This window comes from Devosia aquimaris (genome assembly GCF_020169335.1).
In the GTDB taxonomy this organism is placed as follows: domain Bacteria; phylum Pseudomonadota; class Alphaproteobacteria; order Rhizobiales; family Devosiaceae; genus Devosia; species Devosia aquimaris.
On record NZ_JAIEZN010000002.1, the window covers coordinates 792,643 to 813,384 of the forward strand.

General features: G+C 63.4%; 12 protein-coding genes. 9 read left to right on the forward strand and 3 right to left on the reverse strand.

Going from position 1 to position 20,742, the window contains the following annotated elements; all coding sequences use genetic code 11:
• The first annotated feature begins 81 nt into the window (after window positions 1-81).
• Window positions 82-765, forward strand: coding sequence for an HAD family hydrolase (locus K1177_RS16780; protein ID WP_224705071.1), 684 nt, complete (start codon window positions 82-84; stop codon window positions 763-765).
• A gap of 426 nt (window positions 766-1,191) precedes the next feature.
• Window positions 1,192-2,019 carry a cell wall hydrolase gene (locus K1177_RS16785; RefSeq protein ID WP_224705073.1) on the forward strand — a complete coding sequence of 276 codons (828 nt, stop codon included), beginning with the start codon at window positions 1,192-1,194 and terminating at the stop codon, window positions 2,017-2,019.
• 465 nt (window positions 2,020-2,484) lie between these two features.
• Here K1177_RS16785 and pckA read toward each other — a convergent pair whose 3' ends face one another.
• Entirely contained in the window at window positions 2,485-4,032 is a 1,548-nt protein-coding gene (gene pckA, locus K1177_RS16790; protein WP_263575038.1) for a phosphoenolpyruvate carboxykinase (ATP), read from the reverse strand.
• Window positions 4,033-4,330: 298 nt separating this feature from the next.
• Here pckA and K1177_RS16795 point away from each other — a divergent pair, with 298 nt between their 5' ends.
• The 5 genes from K1177_RS16795 (at window position 4,331) to K1177_RS16815 (ending at window position 8,273) form a co-directional block, all read left to right on the forward strand.
• Complete coding sequence (locus K1177_RS16795; protein ID WP_224705075.1) at window positions 4,331-5,047, forward strand: response regulator transcription factor; 717 nt, start codon at window positions 4,331-4,333, stop codon at window positions 5,045-5,047.
• Between the two features lie 14 nt (window positions 5,048-5,061).
• Window positions 5,062-6,879 (forward strand): stimulus-sensing domain-containing protein, encoded by a 1,818-nt coding sequence (locus K1177_RS16800; RefSeq protein WP_396120248.1) that lies wholly within the window; start codon window positions 5,062-5,064, stop codon window positions 6,877-6,879.
• 9 nt (window positions 6,880-6,888) lie between these two features.
• Window positions 6,889-7,347, forward strand: coding sequence for an HPr kinase/phosphorylase (locus K1177_RS16805; protein ID WP_224705079.1), 459 nt, complete (start codon window positions 6,889-6,891; stop codon window positions 7,345-7,347).
• Between the two features lie 178 nt (window positions 7,348-7,525).
• Window positions 7,526-7,927: a PTS sugar transporter subunit IIA gene (locus K1177_RS16810; RefSeq protein WP_224705081.1), complete on the forward strand. Its 402-nt coding sequence runs from the start codon at window positions 7,526-7,528 to the stop codon at window positions 7,925-7,927.
• Window positions 7,928-7,973: 46 nt separating this feature from the next.
• Window positions 7,974-8,273, forward strand: coding sequence for an HPr family phosphocarrier protein (locus K1177_RS16815; RefSeq protein WP_224705083.1), 300 nt, complete (start codon window positions 7,974-7,976; stop codon window positions 8,271-8,273).
• Between the two features lie 99 nt (window positions 8,274-8,372).
• On the opposite strand, the gene K1177_RS16820 is transcribed toward K1177_RS16815, so the two are convergent.
• Window positions 8,373-8,780, reverse strand: a complete 408-nt coding sequence (locus K1177_RS16820; protein WP_224705085.1) for a hypothetical protein — start codon at window positions 8,778-8,780, stop codon at window positions 8,373-8,375.
• Between the two features lie 228 nt (window positions 8,781-9,008).
• On the reverse strand, window positions 9,009-17,774 hold the full coding sequence (locus K1177_RS16825; protein ID WP_224705087.1) for a hypothetical protein: 8,766 nt from the start codon (window positions 17,772-17,774) through the stop codon (window positions 9,009-9,011).
• A gap of 781 nt (window positions 17,775-18,555) precedes the next feature.
• Between K1177_RS16825 and K1177_RS16830 the strand changes: the two genes are divergently transcribed.
• Window positions 18,556-19,068 carry a DUF2937 family protein gene (locus K1177_RS16830; RefSeq protein WP_224705089.1) on the forward strand — a complete coding sequence of 171 codons (513 nt, stop codon included), beginning with the start codon at window positions 18,556-18,558 and terminating at the stop codon, window positions 19,066-19,068.
• A 92-nt stretch (window positions 19,069-19,160) separates the two neighbouring features.
• Window positions 19,161-20,561: an adenosylhomocysteinase gene (ahcY, locus tag K1177_RS16835; protein ID WP_224705090.1), complete on the forward strand. Its 1,401-nt coding sequence runs from the start codon at window positions 19,161-19,163 to the stop codon at window positions 20,559-20,561.
• Window positions 20,562-20,742 lie beyond the last annotated feature (181 nt).

Below are 20,742 nucleotides of genomic sequence, written 5' to 3' on the forward strand. Positions count from 1 at the left end.
ACTTGCTCCGGGGACAGCGCAACCCAGCCTTTCGGCACACGGACTGGCGCAAAGCCGAAAATCGCCCTATATCGAGCCATGATGACCAGCCAGTTTGACACTCTCGATCTTGCGCCCTTTGAGGCCGTGATCTTCGACATGGACGGAACCCTGCTCGACACCGAGGCCGTATTCCGCACCATCGTCTTCGAGGTCTGCGACGAACTGGGCTATGTGATGACCGACGATGTGCATCTGTCGATGGTCGGTGGTAGCCATGAGCGCACCAATCAGCTGCTGATCGAGGCCTATGGCGTTGCCTTTCCCTATACGCTGTTCGACCAGCGCTGCCGCATCATCATGCATGAGCGCAGCCAGTCTGGCGTGCCGCTCAAGGCCGGTGCCCGCGAACTGGTCAGCGACCTCAAGGCCCGTGGCATTCCCACGGCCGTGGCAACCTCCTCGCGCAATCCCCATGCTCAGCACCATCTGGGTGCGGCCGGCCTGCTTGATCTGTTCGAGACCGTGGTGACACGCGATGATGTGCTCAATCCCAAGCCGCATCCCGAGCCCTATCTGACGGCAGCGCATCGTCTGGGCGTGGCGCCGACGCTGTGCCTGGCCCTTGAGGACAGCCACACCGGCGTACGCGCCGCCCATGCCGCCGGCATGCAGACCGTGATGGTGCCTGATCTTGTCCATCCCAGCGAAGAGATTCGCGCCCTCGGCATTGCCGTGATGGAAAGCCTCAGCCACGTGCATCAGGCCGCCTTCCGCCGCTCCTGACTGGCTGCAAGCGCCCTGCCTTTTGACCCGGCCTCGCCATGACGGGGCCGCGACACTTTTGCCCATAAACACTGGCTGTGGAATTTATCTGTATCCGTAAACTTTTATGATTCGGGCAAAGTCTCCCTTCACCACACCGCAAGTGATTGCTTTTCATGGGTTTTCAATCGCGCCCCGGTCGATTAACCGTAACTTAAGAAGCTAACGGGCATGGTTAACCAGCCGTAAATTCTGGCTTCCCTCCGCGCCAAGCCTTGGCTAGTGTGCAGCCGGAATGGATCACGAGCCCGCAAGACGGCCCGGGTCGAAGGTTCGTCGGAAAAGACCGGCGGGCTCACGAGTAAGGATGGGGCATTGACGCAAACCTGGCAGCTCAAAGCAGTACGTGCCCTGGCCCATCTGCTTGCACTGTGTGCGGTTTCGCTCGTGCTTTTCATTACGCTCGCCCCTGCGCACGCCCAGACCATCCGCATGGCTTCGGTCACGCCGCTGCCGGTGCCCCAGGATCTGGCCGCGCTGCGCGAGCAGCCCGCAATCGGTCCCACCGTCGTGCCACTTGGCCCAGGCGAGCAGGCGCTGACCCCGGCCCTGTTGTCCAACTATGTTGCTCGCCAGCAGCAGCTGCATGCGGTTGATGTGAACACCCTGGGCCCACAGGCGCCGCTCAACACCGACGTGCTGCTCGGCTACATTTCCCGCGGCTCCTTCGGCAGCAACAGCGCCGTGTCGGCCATTGCCGATATTGCGGGCGCCAAGGTGACCCCCGAGCCGGCGCTGAACCCGACGGCGCTGGAGGCCTATATACAGAATGGCTACCAGCCGGTGGAAAAGCGCCTTGCCCATGCCAATGCCGAACGCGATTGCCTGGCCCAGGCCATCTATCACGAGGCGCGCGGCGAAAGCGCAGCCGGCCAGCTGGCGGTGGCCAATGTCATCGTCAACCGCGCCCGCTCGGCCAAGTTCCCGTCCACCCTCTGCGGCGTGATCTATCAGAACGCCGACAAGGGCTATCATCGCTGCCAGTTCACCTTTGCCTGCGACGGTCGCAACGACGCCCCCTCGGAACGCCGTGCCTGGCAGCGCTCGGCCGAACTGGCCCAAGCGGTCTATGCCGAATTCGCCACGGGCGAAGCGGTCGGCGCCGTGCCGCGCTCGGCTCTGTACTACCACACCACCAATGTGCGTCCGAACTGGGCCAATACCTACAATGCCGTCGCCCAGATCGGCTCGCACATCTTCTACGCGCCCAACTGAGCCGCGTACCCCTCGTCTTGAGCTGATCCCGACCAGCACGGCCCTTTGGAGCCTGCGGTGATGCGTCGGGGCTGACCCCGAGACGGCTGTCTCCGCTTGGCGAGTCCAGATGTGAGGCGTAGTCCTCGGGATGTCCGTTCTGCGCCGGCCCACTAGACGCGGTCCTGCCGGACGACTGGCAACCTGCCCGCACCCTGGATGAGCGGCAGAACGCACACCCGTCCGAACCACACACTCTTCGTCTGCAGGCCGACCGCGTGGTGATCGCAGGAGTGTAGCTGTGCCGGAAGTGTTGGAGCCAAGCAAATAGGCGGCGATGGCAGGACTTCCCGTCAGCCCGCACTGGGCCGACCTGCGGCCTTCGAACTCCTTCCCAAAAACAATCCACCCCGCTGCACCGGGACGGGCGCGGCGGGGTGGAGCCGGGGAGGGAGGCCCCCTGGTGTGCTCTGTCTGCGGCTTTTCTCAGGCGGCGGCCTGGGCGAGGCGGGGGCCGGGCGAGGCATTGGCGCCGGTGCCGAATTTTTCGAAGTTGGCGCGGAACAGGCCCGCCAGATGCAGCGCCTGTCGGTCATAGGCCTCCGGATCAGCCCAGGTCTGTCGCGGGGTGAGAAGGCGCGTCTCGACGCCCGGCACTACCACCGGCACGGCAAAGCCGAAGAGGTCGTCGATACGCATCTCGGCGTCATCGAGGCTGCCATCGAGCGCCGCCGTCAGCAGCCGGCGGGTGGAGGCGATGTCGATGCGCTTGCCCACGCCATAGCCGCCGCCGGTCCAGCCGGTGTTGATGAGCCATGTCGCAGCCCCGCTGCTGGCCAGCTTTTCGGCCAGCATCTCGCCATAGACGGTGGGATGCAGGGGCATGAAGGGCGCGCCGAAACAGGCCGAAAAGGTCGCCTGCGGTTCGGTGATGCCGCGCTCGGTTCCGGCCACTTTGGCAGTGTAGCCGGAAAGGAAGTGATAGACTGCCTGTTCGGGCGTCAGCCGCGCCACCGGTGGCAGCACGCCGAAGGCATCGGCGGTGAGGAACACCACGCTGCGTGGCGTGCCGCCCATGCTGCCAGGGGCGACCGAGGGCAGCACTGTCAGCGGATAGGCCGCGCGGGTGTTTTCGGTCAGGCTCACGTCGTCGAAATCGGGCACATGAGCGCCGTCGAGCACGACGTTCTCCAGCACGGTGCCGAAGCGCTTGGTGGCAGCAAAAATCTCGGGCTCGGCGCTGGGGCTGAGCTTGATGGTCTTGGCATAGCAGCCGCCTTCGAGGTTGAAGACCCCCGTTGCGCTCCAGCCATGCTCATCGTCGCCGATCAGCGGGCGGGCCGGATCATTGCTGAGCGTGGTCTTGCCGGTGCCCGATAGCCCAAAGAACAGGGCGGCCTTGCCATCTGGACCCAGGTTGGCCGAGCAGTGCATGGGCAGGACGCCCTGGCGCGGGGCATGGAAGTTGAACAGCGAGAACACGCTCTTCTTGATCTCGCCCGCATAGGAGGTGCCGGCGATGACGACGATATTGCGGCTCATGTCGAGCGCGATCACTGTATCGGTGCGGCTGCCATGGCGGGCTGGATCAGCGCGGAACTGCGGGGCGTGCACAATGGTGACCGGGCTGGCGCTCGGGCTGGCCGGCACGGCCTCGCCGGGGCGGATCAACAGGTTACGGATGAACAGGGCATGCCAGGCGCTGGGGGTCAGCACGGTGACGCCGAACTGGTGACGCGGATCCGCGCCGGCCAGCAGGTCCTGCCGGTAGATGCCGAGACCGGCCAGCGAGGCGGTGGCGTCGGCCAGCAGGCGATCAAAATGCCCCGGGCTCATGGCGCCGCTATTGTCCCACCAGACGCTGGTCTCGGTGAGCCCGTCGCGCACGATGAACTTGTCCTTGGGCGAGCGCCCGGTGAAGGCGCCGGTGCGCACCGAAACGGCGCCATCGGCGGTCAGTTCACACTCCTCGCCCTGGACGGCGCGGGCCACCAGCTCTGGCGCAATGGCATTGGCCAGCACGGAGCCGGCCATGGCCGCAATCCTGGTCCTCAGGCTCTCATGGTCGAACGGGGTCATGTAGTGTCTCCATCGGGGCGCGGCGAATGCGACCGGCAATGGCCCACACGCTAGAGGCTCAATGGATGGGGCAACATCCCGAAATCGGTCGTAAGACGGAAGTCGCATCGGGCGGTGCGCAAGCAATAAAGCGCTGCCAGACCTGACGCCGCCCTTGGCCGCGCCTTATTTAATGCGTAATTGTGCCTTGCAAGCAGAGACAATGGCTTGTGAAGCCACCGATTTGCATGTGTCCGAACAAGAAAGGCAGCTCATGCCCAAGATCGCACTCGTCGATGATGACCGCAATATTCTCACGTCTGTCTCGCTGACCCTGGAAGCCGAGGGCTACCAGGTGGCAACCTATACCGATGGCGCCTCTGGCCTGGAGGGTCTGACCACCGACAAGCCCGACCTGGCCATTCTCGACATCAAGATGCCGCGCATGGATGGCATGGAGCTGCTGCGCCGCCTGCGGCAGAAGTCTGACGTGCCGGTCATCTTTCTCACCAGCAAGGACGAGGAAATCGACGAGTTGTTCGGCCTCAAGATGGGCGCCGACGATTTTATCACCAAGCCGTTTTCGCAGCGCCTGCTGGTCGAGCGGGTCAAGGCCATCCTGCGCCGCTCCGCCCCGCGCGACCCTGCTGCCCCAGCCGGTGCGCCGGGTGAGGCCAACACTGGCAAGGCGCTGATCGAGCGCGGTTCGCTGGTGATGGACGAAGAGCGCCACACCTGCACCTGGAAGGGCCAGCGCGTGACCCTGACGGTCACCGAGTTCCTGATCCTGCAGGCACTGGCCCTGCGCCCCGGTGTGGTCAAATCGCGCAACGCACTGATGGACGCGGCCTATGACGACCAGGTCTATGTCGATGATCGGACCATCGACAGCCACATCAAGCGGCTGCGCAAGAAGTTCAAGGCCACCGACGACGACTTCGAGATGATCGAAACGCTCTATGGCGTGGGCTATCGCTTCAAGGAACAATAGGGGCACCGGTGGCCATCCTCGATCCCGATCAGGACCGCAAGCCCGAGCCCGCCGTCGAATGGCGTTCGAGCGAGGCCGATGAGCCGGCGCCGGATGCCGCCGAGGGCGGTACCGATGCCGGGCGCACCGGCTGGCGCCGCTCGCTGGCGCCACTGTATCGGGTCACGGGGGCGGTGCGCCGCTTTCTCGACATCACCATCTTTTCCAGCCTCACGCGCCGCATCATTGTGCTCAATATGGCGGGGCTGCTGGTGTTGGTGGTGGGCATCCTGTACCTCAACCAGTGGCGCGCCGGGCTGATTGATGCCCGCGTGCAGTCGCTGCGTGTGCAGGGCGAAATCATCGCTGCGGCTGTGGCCGCGTCGGCCACCGTGGACAGCGACGTCATCTCGGTCAATCCAGACCGGCTGCTGGAGCTACAGGGCGACGGCTCGGTGTCGAGCCTGTCCTATTTCGATCCCACACTGGAATTTCCCATCAATCCCGAACGCGTGGCCCCGCTGCTGCGCAATCTCATCACCCCGACCCACACCCGCGCCCGCATCTATGACCAGGGCGGGCTGATGATCCTTGATAGCGACAATATCTACACCCGTGGCGAGGTGATGCCGGCCGCGGCCGCCGCCAAGCCGGCGCCCGTGTTTTTCCTCGTCGACTGGTGGAACAAGATCATCAACTGGGTGCCGGGCGACAATTTCCCCAGCTATCAGGAATATGGCGTGGACGAAGGCACGCGCTATCCCGAGGTGGCCTCGGCCCTGCAGGGCGCCGCTGCCGATTTTGTGCGCGTCGACGCACAGAACCAGCTGGTGGTTTCGGTGGCCGTGCCGGTGCAGCGCGTGCGTGCCGTGGTGGGCGCGATCCTGCTCTCGACCGCCCCGGGCGATATCGACACCATCGTTTCCCAGGAGCGCAATGGCATCCTGCGCATCGCCATGATCGCGGCGGTGGTGCAGGTGGTGCTCTCGCTTGCCCTGGCCGGCACGATCGCTGGACCAATGCGGCGCCTGTCGGCGGCCGCCGAGCGCATCCAGACTGCGGGCAATGCCCGCGCCGAAATCCCTGACTACAGTGACCGCCCCGACGAAATCGGACATCTCAGCGACGCCTTCCGCCGCATGACCGACGGGCTCTATAACCGCATCGAGGCCATCGAGCGCTTCGCCGCCGACGTGGCCCATGAGCTCAAGAACCCTCTCACCTCGCTGCGCAGCGCGGTGGAAACCTTGCCGCTGGCCAAGCGGCCCGAAGATCGCGAACGGCTCAATGCCATCATCCAGCACGACGTCAAACGCCTCGACCGGCTGATCACCGACATCTCAAGCGCCAGCCGCCTCGACGCCGAACTGGCGCGCGAGGGTGCCGAGCGTGTCGATGTCGAAAAGCTCGCCGAAGCCATTGTGTCGATCCAGAAGGACATGGCGCTCGGGCGCGGCGTCACGGTCGAAATGGTCAAGCGCACCGGCAAGGGTGCCGCCATCATCAATGGCCACGAAAGTCGGCTGGCCCAGGTCTTCGCCAATCTGATCGACAATGCCGTGTCCTTCTCGCCCCAGGGCGGGGTGGTGCAGGTGGCGCTGGCGACGGACGCGGAAAACACCACCATCACCGTGACCGACCAGGGGCGCGGCATCACCGGCGATTTCACCAAGATCTTCCAGCGCTTCTATACAGACCGGCCCGACACAGAGAGCTTTGGCGACCATTCGGGCCTGGGCCTCTCCATCTCCAAGCAGATCGTGGAAGCCCACAAGGGGACCATCCGGGCCAGCAACCGGCGCGACCGTTCGGGGGCCGTGTTCACGGTTGTGTTGCCGCGCGCCCGCAAATAGACTGGCGTCATGAAACCGACCACCAATGTGCACGGCACCGGCCTGCTTCTGGGCTCCGCCGGCGTGCTGCTCCGGGGCCCCTCGGGCGCCGGCAAATCCGTGCTCGCTCTGTCACTGCTTGATCGCTGGGAGGCCCGGGGCTGGCCGGCGCTGCTGATTGCCGATGACCGTGTGGACATACTCGAGACCGCTGGCGGGCTCGCCATGCAGGCGCCCGATCAGCTCACCGGGCTGATCGAACTGCGCGGCCGCGGCATCATCAGCCGCCCCCACGTCGCCACCGCCCCTTTGCACCTGATCGTCGACATGGTGCCAGACATGATCCGCATGCTGGAAGAAGACGAGCTGCGCACAGAGCTCGCCGGGGTGACCCTGGCTAGGGCGCCCGTGCCCTTCGGCAGCGTCATCAGCGTGCATCACCAGCTGCTGCTGGTGGCTCAGGCCATCGCCGAGCTGGGGACAAATTGACAAAATATCACTTGAATCATGTCCCCTGCCGGACAACAGTGACGCTCGCCCAGCCGTCTGGCCGGGCGGCCACACGGCTTGCCGCGCGACTGCGCGCCCGTGTTGGTGGGGGTAAAATGAGACTGGAAGGCTGTCGGCGCCGCGTCGCAGGCGCAGGTCGGCAGGCTGGGGACTTCGCATGATTGGTCTGGTACTGGTAACCCATGGCGCGCTCGCCAATGAGTTCAAGTCGGCGCTTGAGCATGTGGTCGGTCCGCAGGACTTTTGCGAGACCATTGCCATCGGGCCCGAGGACAATATGGAAGCCCGCCGCAATGACATCCTGGCGGCCGTGGATCGCTCCGACAATGGCCAGGGCGTCATCATCCTGACCGACATGTTCGGCGGCACCCCCTCTAACCTGGCCATCTCGGTGATGCAGAATCGCGCCGTGGAGGTCATCGCCGGCGTCAACCTGCCCATGTTGGTCAAGCTGGGCCGCGTGCGCGGCGACATGACCATCAAGGATGCCGTGGCACTGGCGCAGGAAGCCGGCCGCAAATACATTACGGTGGCCAATTCCATTCTGGGCGCCGACTGACACTCTGCGGGCCGCCGGCGGCGCCCGCACCCTGTGGAGAGCCGACATGGATGCCAGCCGCGCCGTCGCGCAGCAACTGACGATCGTGAATCGCAAGGGCCTGCACGCGCGCGCCTCCGCCCGCTTCGTGCGCACTGCCGAGTGTTTTGATGCCTCCATCTCGGTCATCAAGGACGGCAATGCGGTGGCCGGCAATTCCATCATGGGTCTGATGATGCTGGGCGCCGGGCCCGGCAGCACGATTCTTGTTCAAGCCAGCGGCAAACAGGCCCGCGAAGCGCTCGAGGCCATCGTCGAACTGGTCAACAATGGCTTCGACGAAGATGTCGAGGGCACCGCGGGCTAGGGGCGTGGTTTCGGCCGGCCCTGCTTGGGCTCTTGAAGTTCGCAATCCGCCGGCGTTTTCACCTGGATGCTCCACTGGATTTCGGAGCCGACGCGGCCACTAACGGGCCCCGAGGTAGTCGGTAACGTCCAGCGTATCGACATCGATGTGGCCGAGCCGGAGCGGCGCGTCGCGGCTGGGGCCCGCCACAAAGCCCATGCGCCGCGCGTCGATCGTCCACAGCGTCTGGATCCAGCGGATCGATGGCACGTGAACGCTGCGCGCACCCGCATCGAGGAGCGACCCAGCCCGGGCCAGACGCAGCCACAGCGTCGCGCCGCCGATGGCGCACCAGCTCTCGTCATCGGCAAGACACGCCGCAATCGGGTCCCCGTAAATCCCGGCAATATGCGCCTCAGCAATGCCATCCGAGACAAATCCGTCTTCGTAGACCTTAAAGACCACGAGATTGTCCGAGATCGCCAGCAGCACCGCGTTGTCTCGGTAGGAGAGGTCTGGAAACAGCACGGCTGGACTCCGTCAAAGAGCATTTGAGGTCCACGCATGTTCGTGCAGTGTGCCAAGCGCTTGATGTGTCCGGAGGAACAGCGCTGGGCGCAATGGCAATGGTTCGTGCAACTGCGGTGTCGGCGCCTCCGAGCGACAGTCTGCACCGGCTTCGGCGCCATAGCCCAACCGCATTCAGCGCCTTGCATTGTCAGCGGGCAAGGATCCTCGCGTCCTGGTGTCGGTTGGCTAGGCGATCAGCATGTCGTCGCCGAGGCCGATGCCGAGATCGGAGAGGACCGTCTGGCCGCTGAAGTCGCCCAAGACGACCACCGCGGATGACGATGCTGCGCTCATGAAGCTGGCCTGGTGCGTGGCGTCGTTGATGAACAGGATGTCGGCCTTTCCATCACCATCAAAATCATCGATGCCAGCCAGCGTCTTGCCGGTCGCAAATCCAATATTGACGTTGATGCCTGTGTCACCCTGCATGTAGGACAGCCAACCGCCGGTTGTCCTTTTGAACAGCAGATCCATCGCACCGTCGCCGTCAAAATCGCCGGCACCCAGCAACTCCTGGCCCGTGCGATAGCCATAGTTGACGTTCGCACCATTTCCGTCCCTGGCATAGGACATCCACCCAGAGGTGGTGCTGCGGAACAAGGCGTCGTCTCGGCCGTCGCCGTTGAAGTCGCCGATCGCCATCAGGTCCTGCCCTGGTCGGAAGCCGACATTGATATTGGCCAGATCGCCGCCGCGGGCATAGGAGAGCCAGCCGGAGGTGTCGCTCTCGAACAGCATGTCCTCTTTGCCGTCGCCGTTGAAGTCGCCGGTGGCAATCAGGGTCTGTCCGTTGCGGTAGCCCATGCCGGAATAGGTCGAGCCGCTGTTGAGGAAGGCAAACCAGCCACTCGCGTCCTTTCTGAGCAGGATGTCGTCGGTGCCGTCGCCATTGAAGTCACCGATGGCAACGACCGACTGGCCGGCGAGATTGCCCACACTGGTCGTCGTACCATCGGCACTGCGATAATAGGTCGAGCCGCTGGCAGTGCGGTACAAGACGCTGTCGCTGCCATCGCCATTGAAGTCGCCGACCCCCAGCACGGTATTGGCGCCAAGGGTTCCGGCGGACTGCGGCGCCGTGTTGCCCCAGCCATCGCGGAAGGTGAGCGCGCCGGTATTGCTGACGGCAACCACGTCGGCAATCAGATTGCCGTTCATGTCGGTGGTGACATCGGGACGATAGGAGGTGAGGTCAACCAGGCGATCGGTAAACTGCAGCCGCTCGAGCGATGTGTCGAACGTATCCGCTCCGTCCGGACTACTGCCGCGCAGATCGGTGATGGTCCGAGAACGATAGTCGATCAGGTAGTCAGAGAACGCACCCGAGAAGACGGCCGTATCCAAGCCATCGCCCCCGTCGAGCAGATCATTGCCTGCGCCACCAATCAGCGTGTCGTTGTCGGCGCCACCATAGAGCTTGTCCGCACCGGCCCCGCCGCGGAGCGTATCATTGCCGCCATTGCCGCGCAGGATATCGTCGAGCGCCAGGCCGGTGAACGTATTCGCCTGGCCATTGCCGGAGATCTCGAAGCGTTCGACGCCGCTATAGCTCACAGAGGTGTAGGAACCCTCCGCACTGACGAAGGTCTCGAACCCGCCATCTGTCACACCGCCGCCACCATAGATGTCGTGCTGCGCACCGCTCCAATCGAGCACCAGGGTGTCGACCCCGGCGCCGCCAATGAACTGATGGGCGCCAGTTGAACCGATATCGATCGCAAAGCGGTCGTTGCCGTCGCCGGCATCGAAGCGATGGCCGCCGACGCCGTGGATGCGCAGATTGGCCGCGATGCCACGGGCATCCAGCGTGTCGTCGCCGGCCCCCGTCGTGATCTGCAGGACCTCGACACTCTTCCAGCTGACCTCCCGGTCCGTTCCGGCATTGGTCAGCTGGGCAGCGACCTGCGCATCGGACAGGTCGAGGATGAAATTCTGCCCAACGGCAGAAAGATCGGTGGCGAGCACCAGGTCGGTGCCCGCGCCGCCGTCGTAAATGCCGCCTCCGGCGCCACCATCAAGGCGGTCGGTGCCATTGCCGCCGCGCAACTCGTCATAGAGTGCACCGCCGAACAACCGGTCATCACCATTGCCGCCTGTCAGGACAAACTTCTCGACACTGCTGAACGAGACAGACGTGTAGGTGCCCTCGCTGGAAATGAAGGTGTTGTAGCTGCCGCTGCCCGGCACACCACCGCTGTAACCGATTGCGAAATTGGCCGTGCTCCAGTCCATGATCAGCGTGTCGGTGCCGCCATCGCCCTGGAAGACATGATCGCCCGTCGCGCCCAGATCGACCGCAAAGCTGTCATTGCCGTCTCCGGCGCGAATGGTGTGGCCGCCTACGCCATGGATGCGCATATTGCCGCCGACGCCGCGCGTATCCACGGTGTCGTTGCCGGCGCCCAGGGTGATATCGAGCACTTCGACGGCCCGCCAGGTGACCTGCCGGCCGGTGCCGGCATTGGTGATCCGGGCGATCGACTGGGCTTCGGCCAGGCTGAGGACGAAATCCTCGCCGGCGGCCGACAGGTCGCTGGCGCGCACCAGATCAAGCCCGGAGCTGCCATCGGCGAGGCCGCGGCCCGCGCCCAGTTCCAGCAAATCGACACCGCCGCCGCCGCGCAATTCGTCGTAGCTGGCGCCGCCGACCAGGCGGTCATTGCCCGCGCCACCGGTGAGCCGGTATTGCTCGATGCCGGAGAAGGCCATGGTCGTATAGGTGCCTTCGGCTGCCACATAGACCGAATAATATGTGCCGTAGTAGCTGATGGATTCTGTCGCGGCGCTCCAGTTCATCACCAGCGTATCGATGCCGTCACCACCGGCAAACATGTGGGAGCCAGTGGACCCCAGGTCGATCTTGAAGGTGTCGTTGCCGGCGCCGCCATCGATAGTGTGGCCGGAAACACCGCGAATGCGCATATTGCCGACAATGCCCTGCGCATCGATTTCGTCGTCACCGGCGCCCAGAGTGACCTGGAGGACTTCGACGCCCTTCCAGCTGACTTCACGGGACTTGCCGGCATTGGTGATCTGCGCGGTGGTCTGGGCTGCTGCGAGATTGAGCCTGAAATTCTGCCCCACCGCCGAGAGGTCGGTGGCAAACACGACGTCGAGCCCGTCGCCGCCGTCATAGACCCCCTTGCCCGTGCCGCCCTCAATCCGGTCGGAGCCGGCACCGCCGATCAGCGTGTCGTCCAGCGCCCCGCCGACCAGGAGGTCATTGCCACTGCCACCGGTGAGCTGGAACCGCTCGGTATCGGTGAAACTGACATAGCCATAACTGCCATAGGTTGGATAGAAGACGCTGTAATAGCTGCCCGCGGCATTGAAGGTGACGTCGGCGTTCGCCTTGCTCCAGTCCATGACCAGGGTATCGACACCATCGCCACCCTTGAAGAGGTGGCTGCCGAAAGCGTCGTAGTCGACGGCGAACGTGTCATCGCCTGCGCCGGCATCGAACAGGTGCGATCCGAAGGACCGCGTATCCGTATAGACCGCACCCAAGCCACGCACGTCGAGCGTGTCATTGCCGGCACCAAGCACGAGGCGCGCGACTTCGATGCCCTGCCAGTGCGTCTCGATGGCCGTTCCCGCATTGACGGTGACGGTGCCGGCCTGCGTATCGGCCAGCCGTAGCGTGAAGTTCAGGCCCGCGGCCGAGGCGATCGTCGCCGATGCCAGGTCAACGCCGGCGCCGCCCAGATAGCTGCCCTTGCCCGTGCCGCCAACCAGGCGGTCATTGCCGGCATTGCCGATGAGGATGTCATCGAGGTCGCTGCCGTAGAGGTCGTCATCGGCCGAACCGCCAGTCAACTCGAAGCGTTCGACGCTGGAATAGGAGACGGACTGGTAATATCCGCCCGGCGCCCAGAAGACCGAGTAATAGGGCGTCGCGGCGCCGACGAACGTGATGTTCTGGCTGGTGCCGCTCCAATCCATGATCAGCGTGTCGATGCCATCGCCGCCCTGGAACAGATGGCTGCCGAGCGAGTTGATGTCGACGGCAAACGTGTCGTTGCCCGCACCGGCATCGAACAGATCAAAACCATAGCCGCGCATGCCCGTATCGGTGTTGAGGGGCAGACCACGTGCGTCCAGCGTATCGTTACCGGCGCCGGTGGTGAGGCGCGCAACTTCGATGCCCTCCCAGCGCGTCTCGATGGCCGTGCCGGCATTGACCACCACCTCGCCGGCCTGGGTGTCGGCCAGCCGCAGAACGAAGTCGAGCCCCTGTGCCGATGCGATGACAGCCGTCACCATGTCGACGCCCGCGCCGCCGTGATAGGTGCCCTTGCCGGCACCACCCATCAGCCGGTCATTGCCTGCATTGCCCTTGAGCACGTCCTCGTAGTCGCCACCCCACAAATCGTCGTCGCCCGATCCGCCAGTGAGCTTGAACCTCTCGGTGTCGGAAAAGACCATATAGGTGTAACTACCGACGCTGGGCACAAACGTCTCGTAATAGCCACTCGCGCCCGAACCGACATAGCGGATCCCATGGACGGTATTGGTCCAGTCCATGTCCAGCGTGTCGATGCCATCGCCGCCATTGAAGGTGTCCTGGACATCGTAGGTGCCTGGCGTGTAACCCAGATGGAAATGGCCGGTATCGTCGTCACCGCCGCCATTCAGCGTGTCGGCGCCTGCAGCGCCCGCCCAAAGGTCATCATTCCCGGCCAGCCCATAGATGACGTTGGACCGCGTGTTGCCGACGATGACATTGTCCAGCGCATTGCCGGTGATGTTGATGCGCCAGGCGTTGTCGGTGACGATGAAATTCTCGACCTGCGCACCCCAGGTGTTGAGCGTGTAGTCGATCAGCGGATCAGGGATCTGCTGGGTCGCAAACGCCATCGTCTGGGTGGTGGCATAGATGGTGTCGATGCCCTCGTCCGCGAGTTCCTCGACGGTGTCGCTCTGGTTGTCGACATAATAGGTGTCGTCACCCTGGCCGCCGGCCATATGGTCGGCGCCCTCGCGGCCGTCGATGACATTGTCGAGGCCGTTGCCGACAATGGTGTTGCTTCCAGAATTGCCGGTGGCGTGGGTCGCCGAGCCGGTGATGGTCAGGTTCTCAATGCTGGAATTGCCAGCGATGGAGTAGCTCAGCGATGCGTAGATGATATCGGTGCCATCGCCATCATCGCTGCTGTCGTCGACAACATCGAGCAGGGAGTCCACGTAATAGGTGTCGTCGCCCTGGCCGCCGACCATGGTGTCATTGCCTTCTCCGCCATAGAGAAAGTCATTGCCGCTGCCGCCGACCAGCGTGTCGTCGCCGGCGTAGCCGTAAAGGTAATCCTGTCCGCCGATGCCGCGAAGGTGGTTGGCGGTCGCGGTGCCATGGAGGGTATCGGAGTGGCTTGAGCCCTCGACGATCTCGATCGAGTCATAGGTATCCCCCTCCGCTTCGCCGCCAAACTGGCTAGCGAGGTTGAGGTTGATGGTCACTCCGGCACCAGAATTGCGATAGGTTACGGTGTCGATGCCGCCGCCGCCGATCAGGGCATCGGCGCCAGCGCGGCCGTCCAGGATATTGTTGCCGTCATTGCCGCGAATGATCTGGGATTTCTCGTTGCCTTCGAGTTCGATGGCCTGTGTGCCGCTACTATTGGCGGTCTCCAGCAGTTCGACCGATACGCCGACTCCCAGCGCGTAGTTGTTGCGGGCGCGGACGGTGTCCAGGCCTTCATCGTCCCATTCGTGGATGATGTCGGGAAAGGCGTCGACATAGTAGATGTCGTCGCCGATGCCGCCCGTCATGGTGTCATTGTCAGCGCCGCCATCGAGCGTGTCGTTGCCGCCGCCACCGATGAGCTCATCCATGCCGGCATCGCCGTACAACGTGTCATCATCGTCGCCGCCGTCCAGCAAGTCCGCATCGTCGTCGCCATAGAGCGTGTCATTGCCGGCGTGGCCATAGAGCCTGTCCTCGCCCGCAAGCCCATGCAGCGTATTTCCGCTGGCGTTGCCGTTGATGGTGTTTGCGAGGGCGTTGCCCGTGCCTGCCAGGGCAGAGCCGACCAGCGTCAGATCCTCGATCACCTGCTGGTCGGGCGTATCGAGGGACCAGTCGAGCGAAGCAATGACATGGTCATGCCCGCCATCTTCGCCGGAGCCGATTTCGTTGAGCCGGTTCTCCTGCACTTCGTCGCCGGCGTCGTCGACATGATAAGTGTCGTCGCCCTTGCCGCCGATCAGCACATCCTGACCGAGCCCGCCATCGAGAATGTCGTTGCCGTCGTTGCCGGCGAGCACGTCATTGTTGTCGCCACCATAAAGCTCGTCATCGCCGCCCAGGCCAACCAGGCTATCGCTCGCGGTGCCGCCGGTGAGATGGTCATTGTGGCTGCTGCCCTCGACCACTTCGATGTCGGTCAGGGTGTCGCCCTGGGCGTCGCCACCCGTGTTGACGCCTGTCGCCAGATTGATCGTCACCCCCGACGCCGACGCGTAGTACGATGCAATGTCGCGGCCGTCGCCGCCGTCCAGCACGTCCGCGCCCGCGCCCCCCACGAGGATGTCGTCCTCGGTGCCGCCATAGAGGTGGTCCACCCCGCCGGCGCCCTCAAGGAAGTCGCGGCCGGCGTCGCCGTAGAGCGTGTCCGTCGCCGCGCCGCCCAGCAGCGTGTCGTCGCCGGCACCGCCACGCAGTTCGCTGGCAATGGCCAGGTCCTCGGCAATGACGATATCGTCGTTTCCGGCCCCACCATCGGCCTGGATCAGGGTAACGCCGGCAAAGCTCTGGGTGCGGCCAAAGGCATTGACCGTGACGCCGCTGCCGCCGGTGACCTCAAAGCTCTCGCCGTCGTCCACCTTGTCGGTGATGTCGCGCTCGCCGGCCCGCGTGCCGATGTTGAGCAGCAGGGTCGATCCGGACATGTCGCCGAGACCCGGCGGGGGCGGGGGCGTCTCGCCGTCGCCACCTGTACTCGGATTGTCCGAGAACGAGAACGAGCCAAGCGTGGCGCGTGGAGAATTGATGCGCCAGACTTCGATGCCAAATGCCTTGGCATAGGCCGTCAGGCCCGCGGTGATACGGCCGGAGGTCTCAAAGATGCCGAAGGGATTGTCGGCAAGTGCCTGCGCCATGGTGTCAAGATAGATGCGGCCCGGAGCGGCGCCCTGGGTCCAGAGCTGATCAGCCAGGTCGAAGAAAATCTCGCCCGTGATGCCGCCACCGCCGCCCACTTCGGCGATCCAGGCATCGAGCGCCACGATCAGGTCGAGCGACACCTCGAAGGTGATCTCCGGGCGTTCGTTCCCGTCCAGACCGAAGTCGTTGAGGTAGAAACCATTGACGATGGTGCCGTAATTGCTGAAGCCAGTTGCGGCGAACTGCGCGAGACCGCGTGTGTCAAAGCCCATGGCAAGGTCGAACGCGATCCCGAGCGAGCCGAAGAGCTTGACGTCCAGCGCCGGCAGGATCGGCACTGATGCCAGTTCGACATCCGAAATACCCAGCTCCACATGCGGCAATTGCAGCGTGAAGAGGTCGACATTCTTGCCCAGGAGCAGGCCGAAGGCGCTGAGCGGGTTTTCCAGAATGGGCAGCGCGAAATGCGTGCTTCCCACCATGGCCGTCAGGATGGAACTGCCGGATACATCGGTCTGGCCGTCATCGAGGTCGGCGATGGCATCCAGCAGGTTGCCGGCAGCCGCTGTCACATGCGGCGTGGCATTGGCCAGGACAGTGGCGGCGTTGCGAATGTCCTCGGTGATTTCGAACCCGCCAATGCCGTAGTTGACCGAGGTCAGCGGGGTCAGGGTCAAAAAGTCCACCCAGTCCACGACCTCGTCGATGATCTCCATGGCAGTGATGACCGCCGCCAGATCCATGTCCTGATCGCCCATCTTCAGGAAATCGAGCAGCGTGATCTTGCCGTCGGGCACGTCCTGGCCGTTCACCACGGCGCCGGTCTTGTCGAAAATGGCGCTCCAGCCCGGGATGAGCTTGAGCATCTTGATGTCGGATGTCAGCACGGACAGGGCCATGTCGAGCGGGCGCAGGATCGGCTCAAGCTGATCCAGGACAGGCAGGACGAAATCATTGAGGAAGCTGCCGAGGTCGTACTCGACATTGTTGAAGGCGATGGTCGGTCGGCTGCCGAAGCTGGAATTGTCATCGCCGGGATTGACCACGGTGCCGGCGCCGAAGGCCCAGTCGACATTGAGGTCGGCGCTCATGGACGGGTAGGCGGCACTCCCCATGTCGCCGGTCAAATGGATGTTGATATCCGCAGCGCCCTGAACCGAAGCGTCCAGCAGGTCGTTGCCGAGTTCGGCAATGCGGAGGCGATTGTCGCCGTCCTTGAGATTGATGTCGAGATTGGCCGTCAGGGTGGAGCCCTGGTCGGTCGCGTTGAAGCTCAGGAAGCCCACGTCGGCTCCAGCGCTCAGATTGGCCCCACTGACCGACAGATCGATCGACAGTTCGTCGGCCGCAGACGTGTCCACATAGAAGCCATTGGCATCAACGCCTACACCAAGATCGAAGGCATAGTGGATGCTTGCTGTCGCCGAGCCGTCAGTATGAACGTTGAGCGCGCCAAGGCCGAGGTCGGATTCGAGAGCCTGGGTGTAGGTATAGGTCTTGTCGGAACTGAAGTTCAGCTGAACATTGCCGCCCGACACCACGGCATCAACGATCGTGCCGAGGTTGCCCAGACCATACTGCGCCAGCGCATTATTGATCGCCTGCTCGACCAGCGTCTCGGCATAGTCGGCGGCATTGTTGAACGTGGACAGTGTCGTGAACAGCGTCTGCTTGATCGCCTGGATATGATGCAGGGCAGTCTCTGCGCTGTCGAAAGCCGATGATAGTTCGTCGCCGATGAGGGGCAATTTCTCGGCAAAGACCTGCACACGCAGCGCTTGCTCGATCGCGTTGAACGCACTGTCGATACCCAGGCGCAGACTGTCGATCTGGCTCTGATTGATCACGGCCATTTGTCGATGTTCCCCCTCGCCGGCCCTCGATCCGACTGCGGGGCAGTAAACTATGCGTTCACAAAGCGTTCAAGATGGTTCATGAAATGTTACCGGCGTGGTTACTTCGGACAGGAAGTATTCCTGAAGTTATCACCTAAACGGTTGCCACCAATAGATTTCAATGTGCCACTTCCCAAGTCTTCCTGGCAGCGGCGCCTGTCGGCAGGGCAGGGGCGGAAGGGTGCCGCAGTCTCTTTTGTTTGCACCCAAGTGGTTAGCCGGCTGCGGTGCGGTCGAGCATTGCTTGAGCGCAGTGTAGGGGGTTCCTGTTTCCCAGGCCGGTCTTGCGGGCGTTCGTTGGTTGGGCCGGGTCTTGCCATAACGCCAAAGGCGGAAGCTGAATGGAAAGCCTCAATGCGTGATGCCAGCATTGCTGCTGGAATGTATTCTGTGGCTGAAATATTCGGGCAAGGCCTGGGCCTTTAGGGAGGCATTTTTCTTTGAGCTTTGCCTTGAAGCGATGAACTGTCCTTGGGACGTCCCGCGTTAGGGCAAGAAAAAGAGCTGGCCTCTAGAGCGGGCCAACCGTCGCAACCCAGGCTTGGTGCTTCCACCTATATTCAGCCTGGCCTGCTGGTATTGCCCCCAAGGCGTCTGCACACTCCAGATGCAAGTGCCACTTTGAACACACTATCTGAGCGTCCGTTTCATCCGGTGTCTCCCGGCCCCGTTCCCCTCCATGCCATAGCGCAACCGCATTCCGCGTCCTACATTGTCGTCGGGCAAGGAGGAGGCCGTCATGCGTCGTTTTGTTGCGGGAGCCGGGGGCATCGGGCTGGCGCTGGTGCTCAGCCAGTTCCCCGAATACGCCCAGCAATATACCCAGCGCCTGGGTGGCGCGGTGGATGAGCTGCGCATCATCACCACCGACTTTGACAATGCGGCGCTGGCCGAGGGGCTCGATCGCACTCAGGCGCTGGAGCGCTACGCAGCCTCGACGGACAGTTTCCTTGCCGGGCGCGGGCAGTCCATGGCCGCCACCTATGATCGCTATGAACAGCTCAGCCAGACGCTTGAGCGCATCAGCAACGCCGACCCCATCGAACGGCTGAAATCGCTGCCGGCCTATCTTGATACCGATATCGGCCGTCGCACGCTGGAATCCTATCAGCCGGCAGTGCCCGCCACCATGGAAGGCATTCTCTATGCCGGCGGCGGTTTGATCCTGGGCTATCTGGTGATGTCGGCGATCTGGCGCATTCTGCTGCTGCCGTTTCGCCGTCGCCGTCCGGCATATCGCCCCACCGAGTGAAAGGGGATATAAACCTATCTTTATATCTTTCTTGATCCCGACACATGCCTTGCGTATAGCTTCGGCAACGCCCCAATTCCCGGAGTCCGCCCATGTCCACCAAATCGACCGATTACGCGGTCAAGGATATTTCCCTCGCTGCCTTTGGCCGCAAGGAACTCGATATCGCTGAAATCGAAATGCCCGGCCTGATGGCCATCCGTGCCGAATATGCTGCCAAGCAGCCACTCAAGGGCGCGCGTATCGCCGGCTCGCTGCACATGACCATCCAGACCGCCGTGCTGATCGAGACGCTGGTAGCCCTGGGCGCTGAAGTGCGCTGGGTGAGCTGCAATATTTTCTCGACCCAGGACCATGCTGCCGCAGCCATTGCCGCTGCCGGCATCCCGGTGTTCGCCCACAAGGGGGAGACGCTCGAAGAATACTGGGACTTCACCGACCGCATGATGGACTGGCCGGGCACCACGCCCAACATGATCCTGGACGATGGCGGTGACGCAACTATGTATGTGCTAACCGGCGCCAAGGCCGAAAAGGACATCTCGGTTCTCGACAAGCCCGGTAGCGAAGAAGAAGAAATCTTCTTTGCCACCATCAAGCGCCGCCTGGCCAAGAGCCCAGGCTTCTTCTCCAAGATCCGCGACGCCATCCGCGGTGTGTCCGAAGAGACCACCACGGGCGTGATGCGCCTCTATCAGCTGCACGCCAAGGGCGAACTGCCCTTCCCGGCCATCAACGTCAATGACTCGGTGACCAAGTCCAAGTTCGACAACAAGTACGGCACCCGTGAATCGCTGGTCGATGCCATCCGCCGCGGCACCGACGTGATGCTGGCCGGCAAGGTCGCCATCGTCTGCGGTTATGGCGACGTGGGCAAGGGCTCGGCTGAATCGCTGCGCGGCGCCGGCGCCCGTGTGCTGGTGACCGAAGTCGACCCCATCTGCGCCCTGCAGGCCGCCATGGAAGGCTTTGAGGTCGTGACCCTGGCCGAGGCTGCCCATCGCGCCGACATCGTGGTGACCGCCACCGGCAATCGCGACGTGCTGATGGTCGATGACATGCGCAATCTCAAGGACATGGCCATCGTCTGCAACATTGGCCACTTCGACAACGAGATCGACGTGCTGGGCCTGCGCAACTTCAAGTGGACCAATGTGAAGCCGCAGGTCGACATGATCGAAAAGCCCGATGGCAAGCGCCTGATCCTGCTGTCCGAAGGGCGCCTGGTGAACCTGGGCAATGCCACCGGCCACCCCAGCTTTGTGATGTCGGCATCCTTCGCCAACCAGACCCTGGCGCAGATCGAGCTGTGGACCAAGGGCGAGACCCTGGAAAAGAAGGTGCATGTGCTGCCCAAGCACCTGGACGAAAAGGTCGCCGAACTGCACCTGGCCAAGCTGGGTGCCAAGCTCACCAAGCTGACCAAGACCCAGGCCGACTATATCGGCGTCAGCCAGACCGGCCCATTCAAGTCGGGCGAATACCGCTACTAAGCGGTTCGGTCGTCTAGAATTCCGGCGCCCGCGGCTTTGGCCGCGGGCGCTTTTGTCTGGCAGTGTGGGGAAGCGGTCTGTGGCTAATCGGCTGCGTGCCACTCGGGCGCAGCCCTCGTGGCCTTCTTGGCTTGAAAGGCGCCACTGGCGCCTTTCATCTGCTGCGCAGAGCACCGGCGAA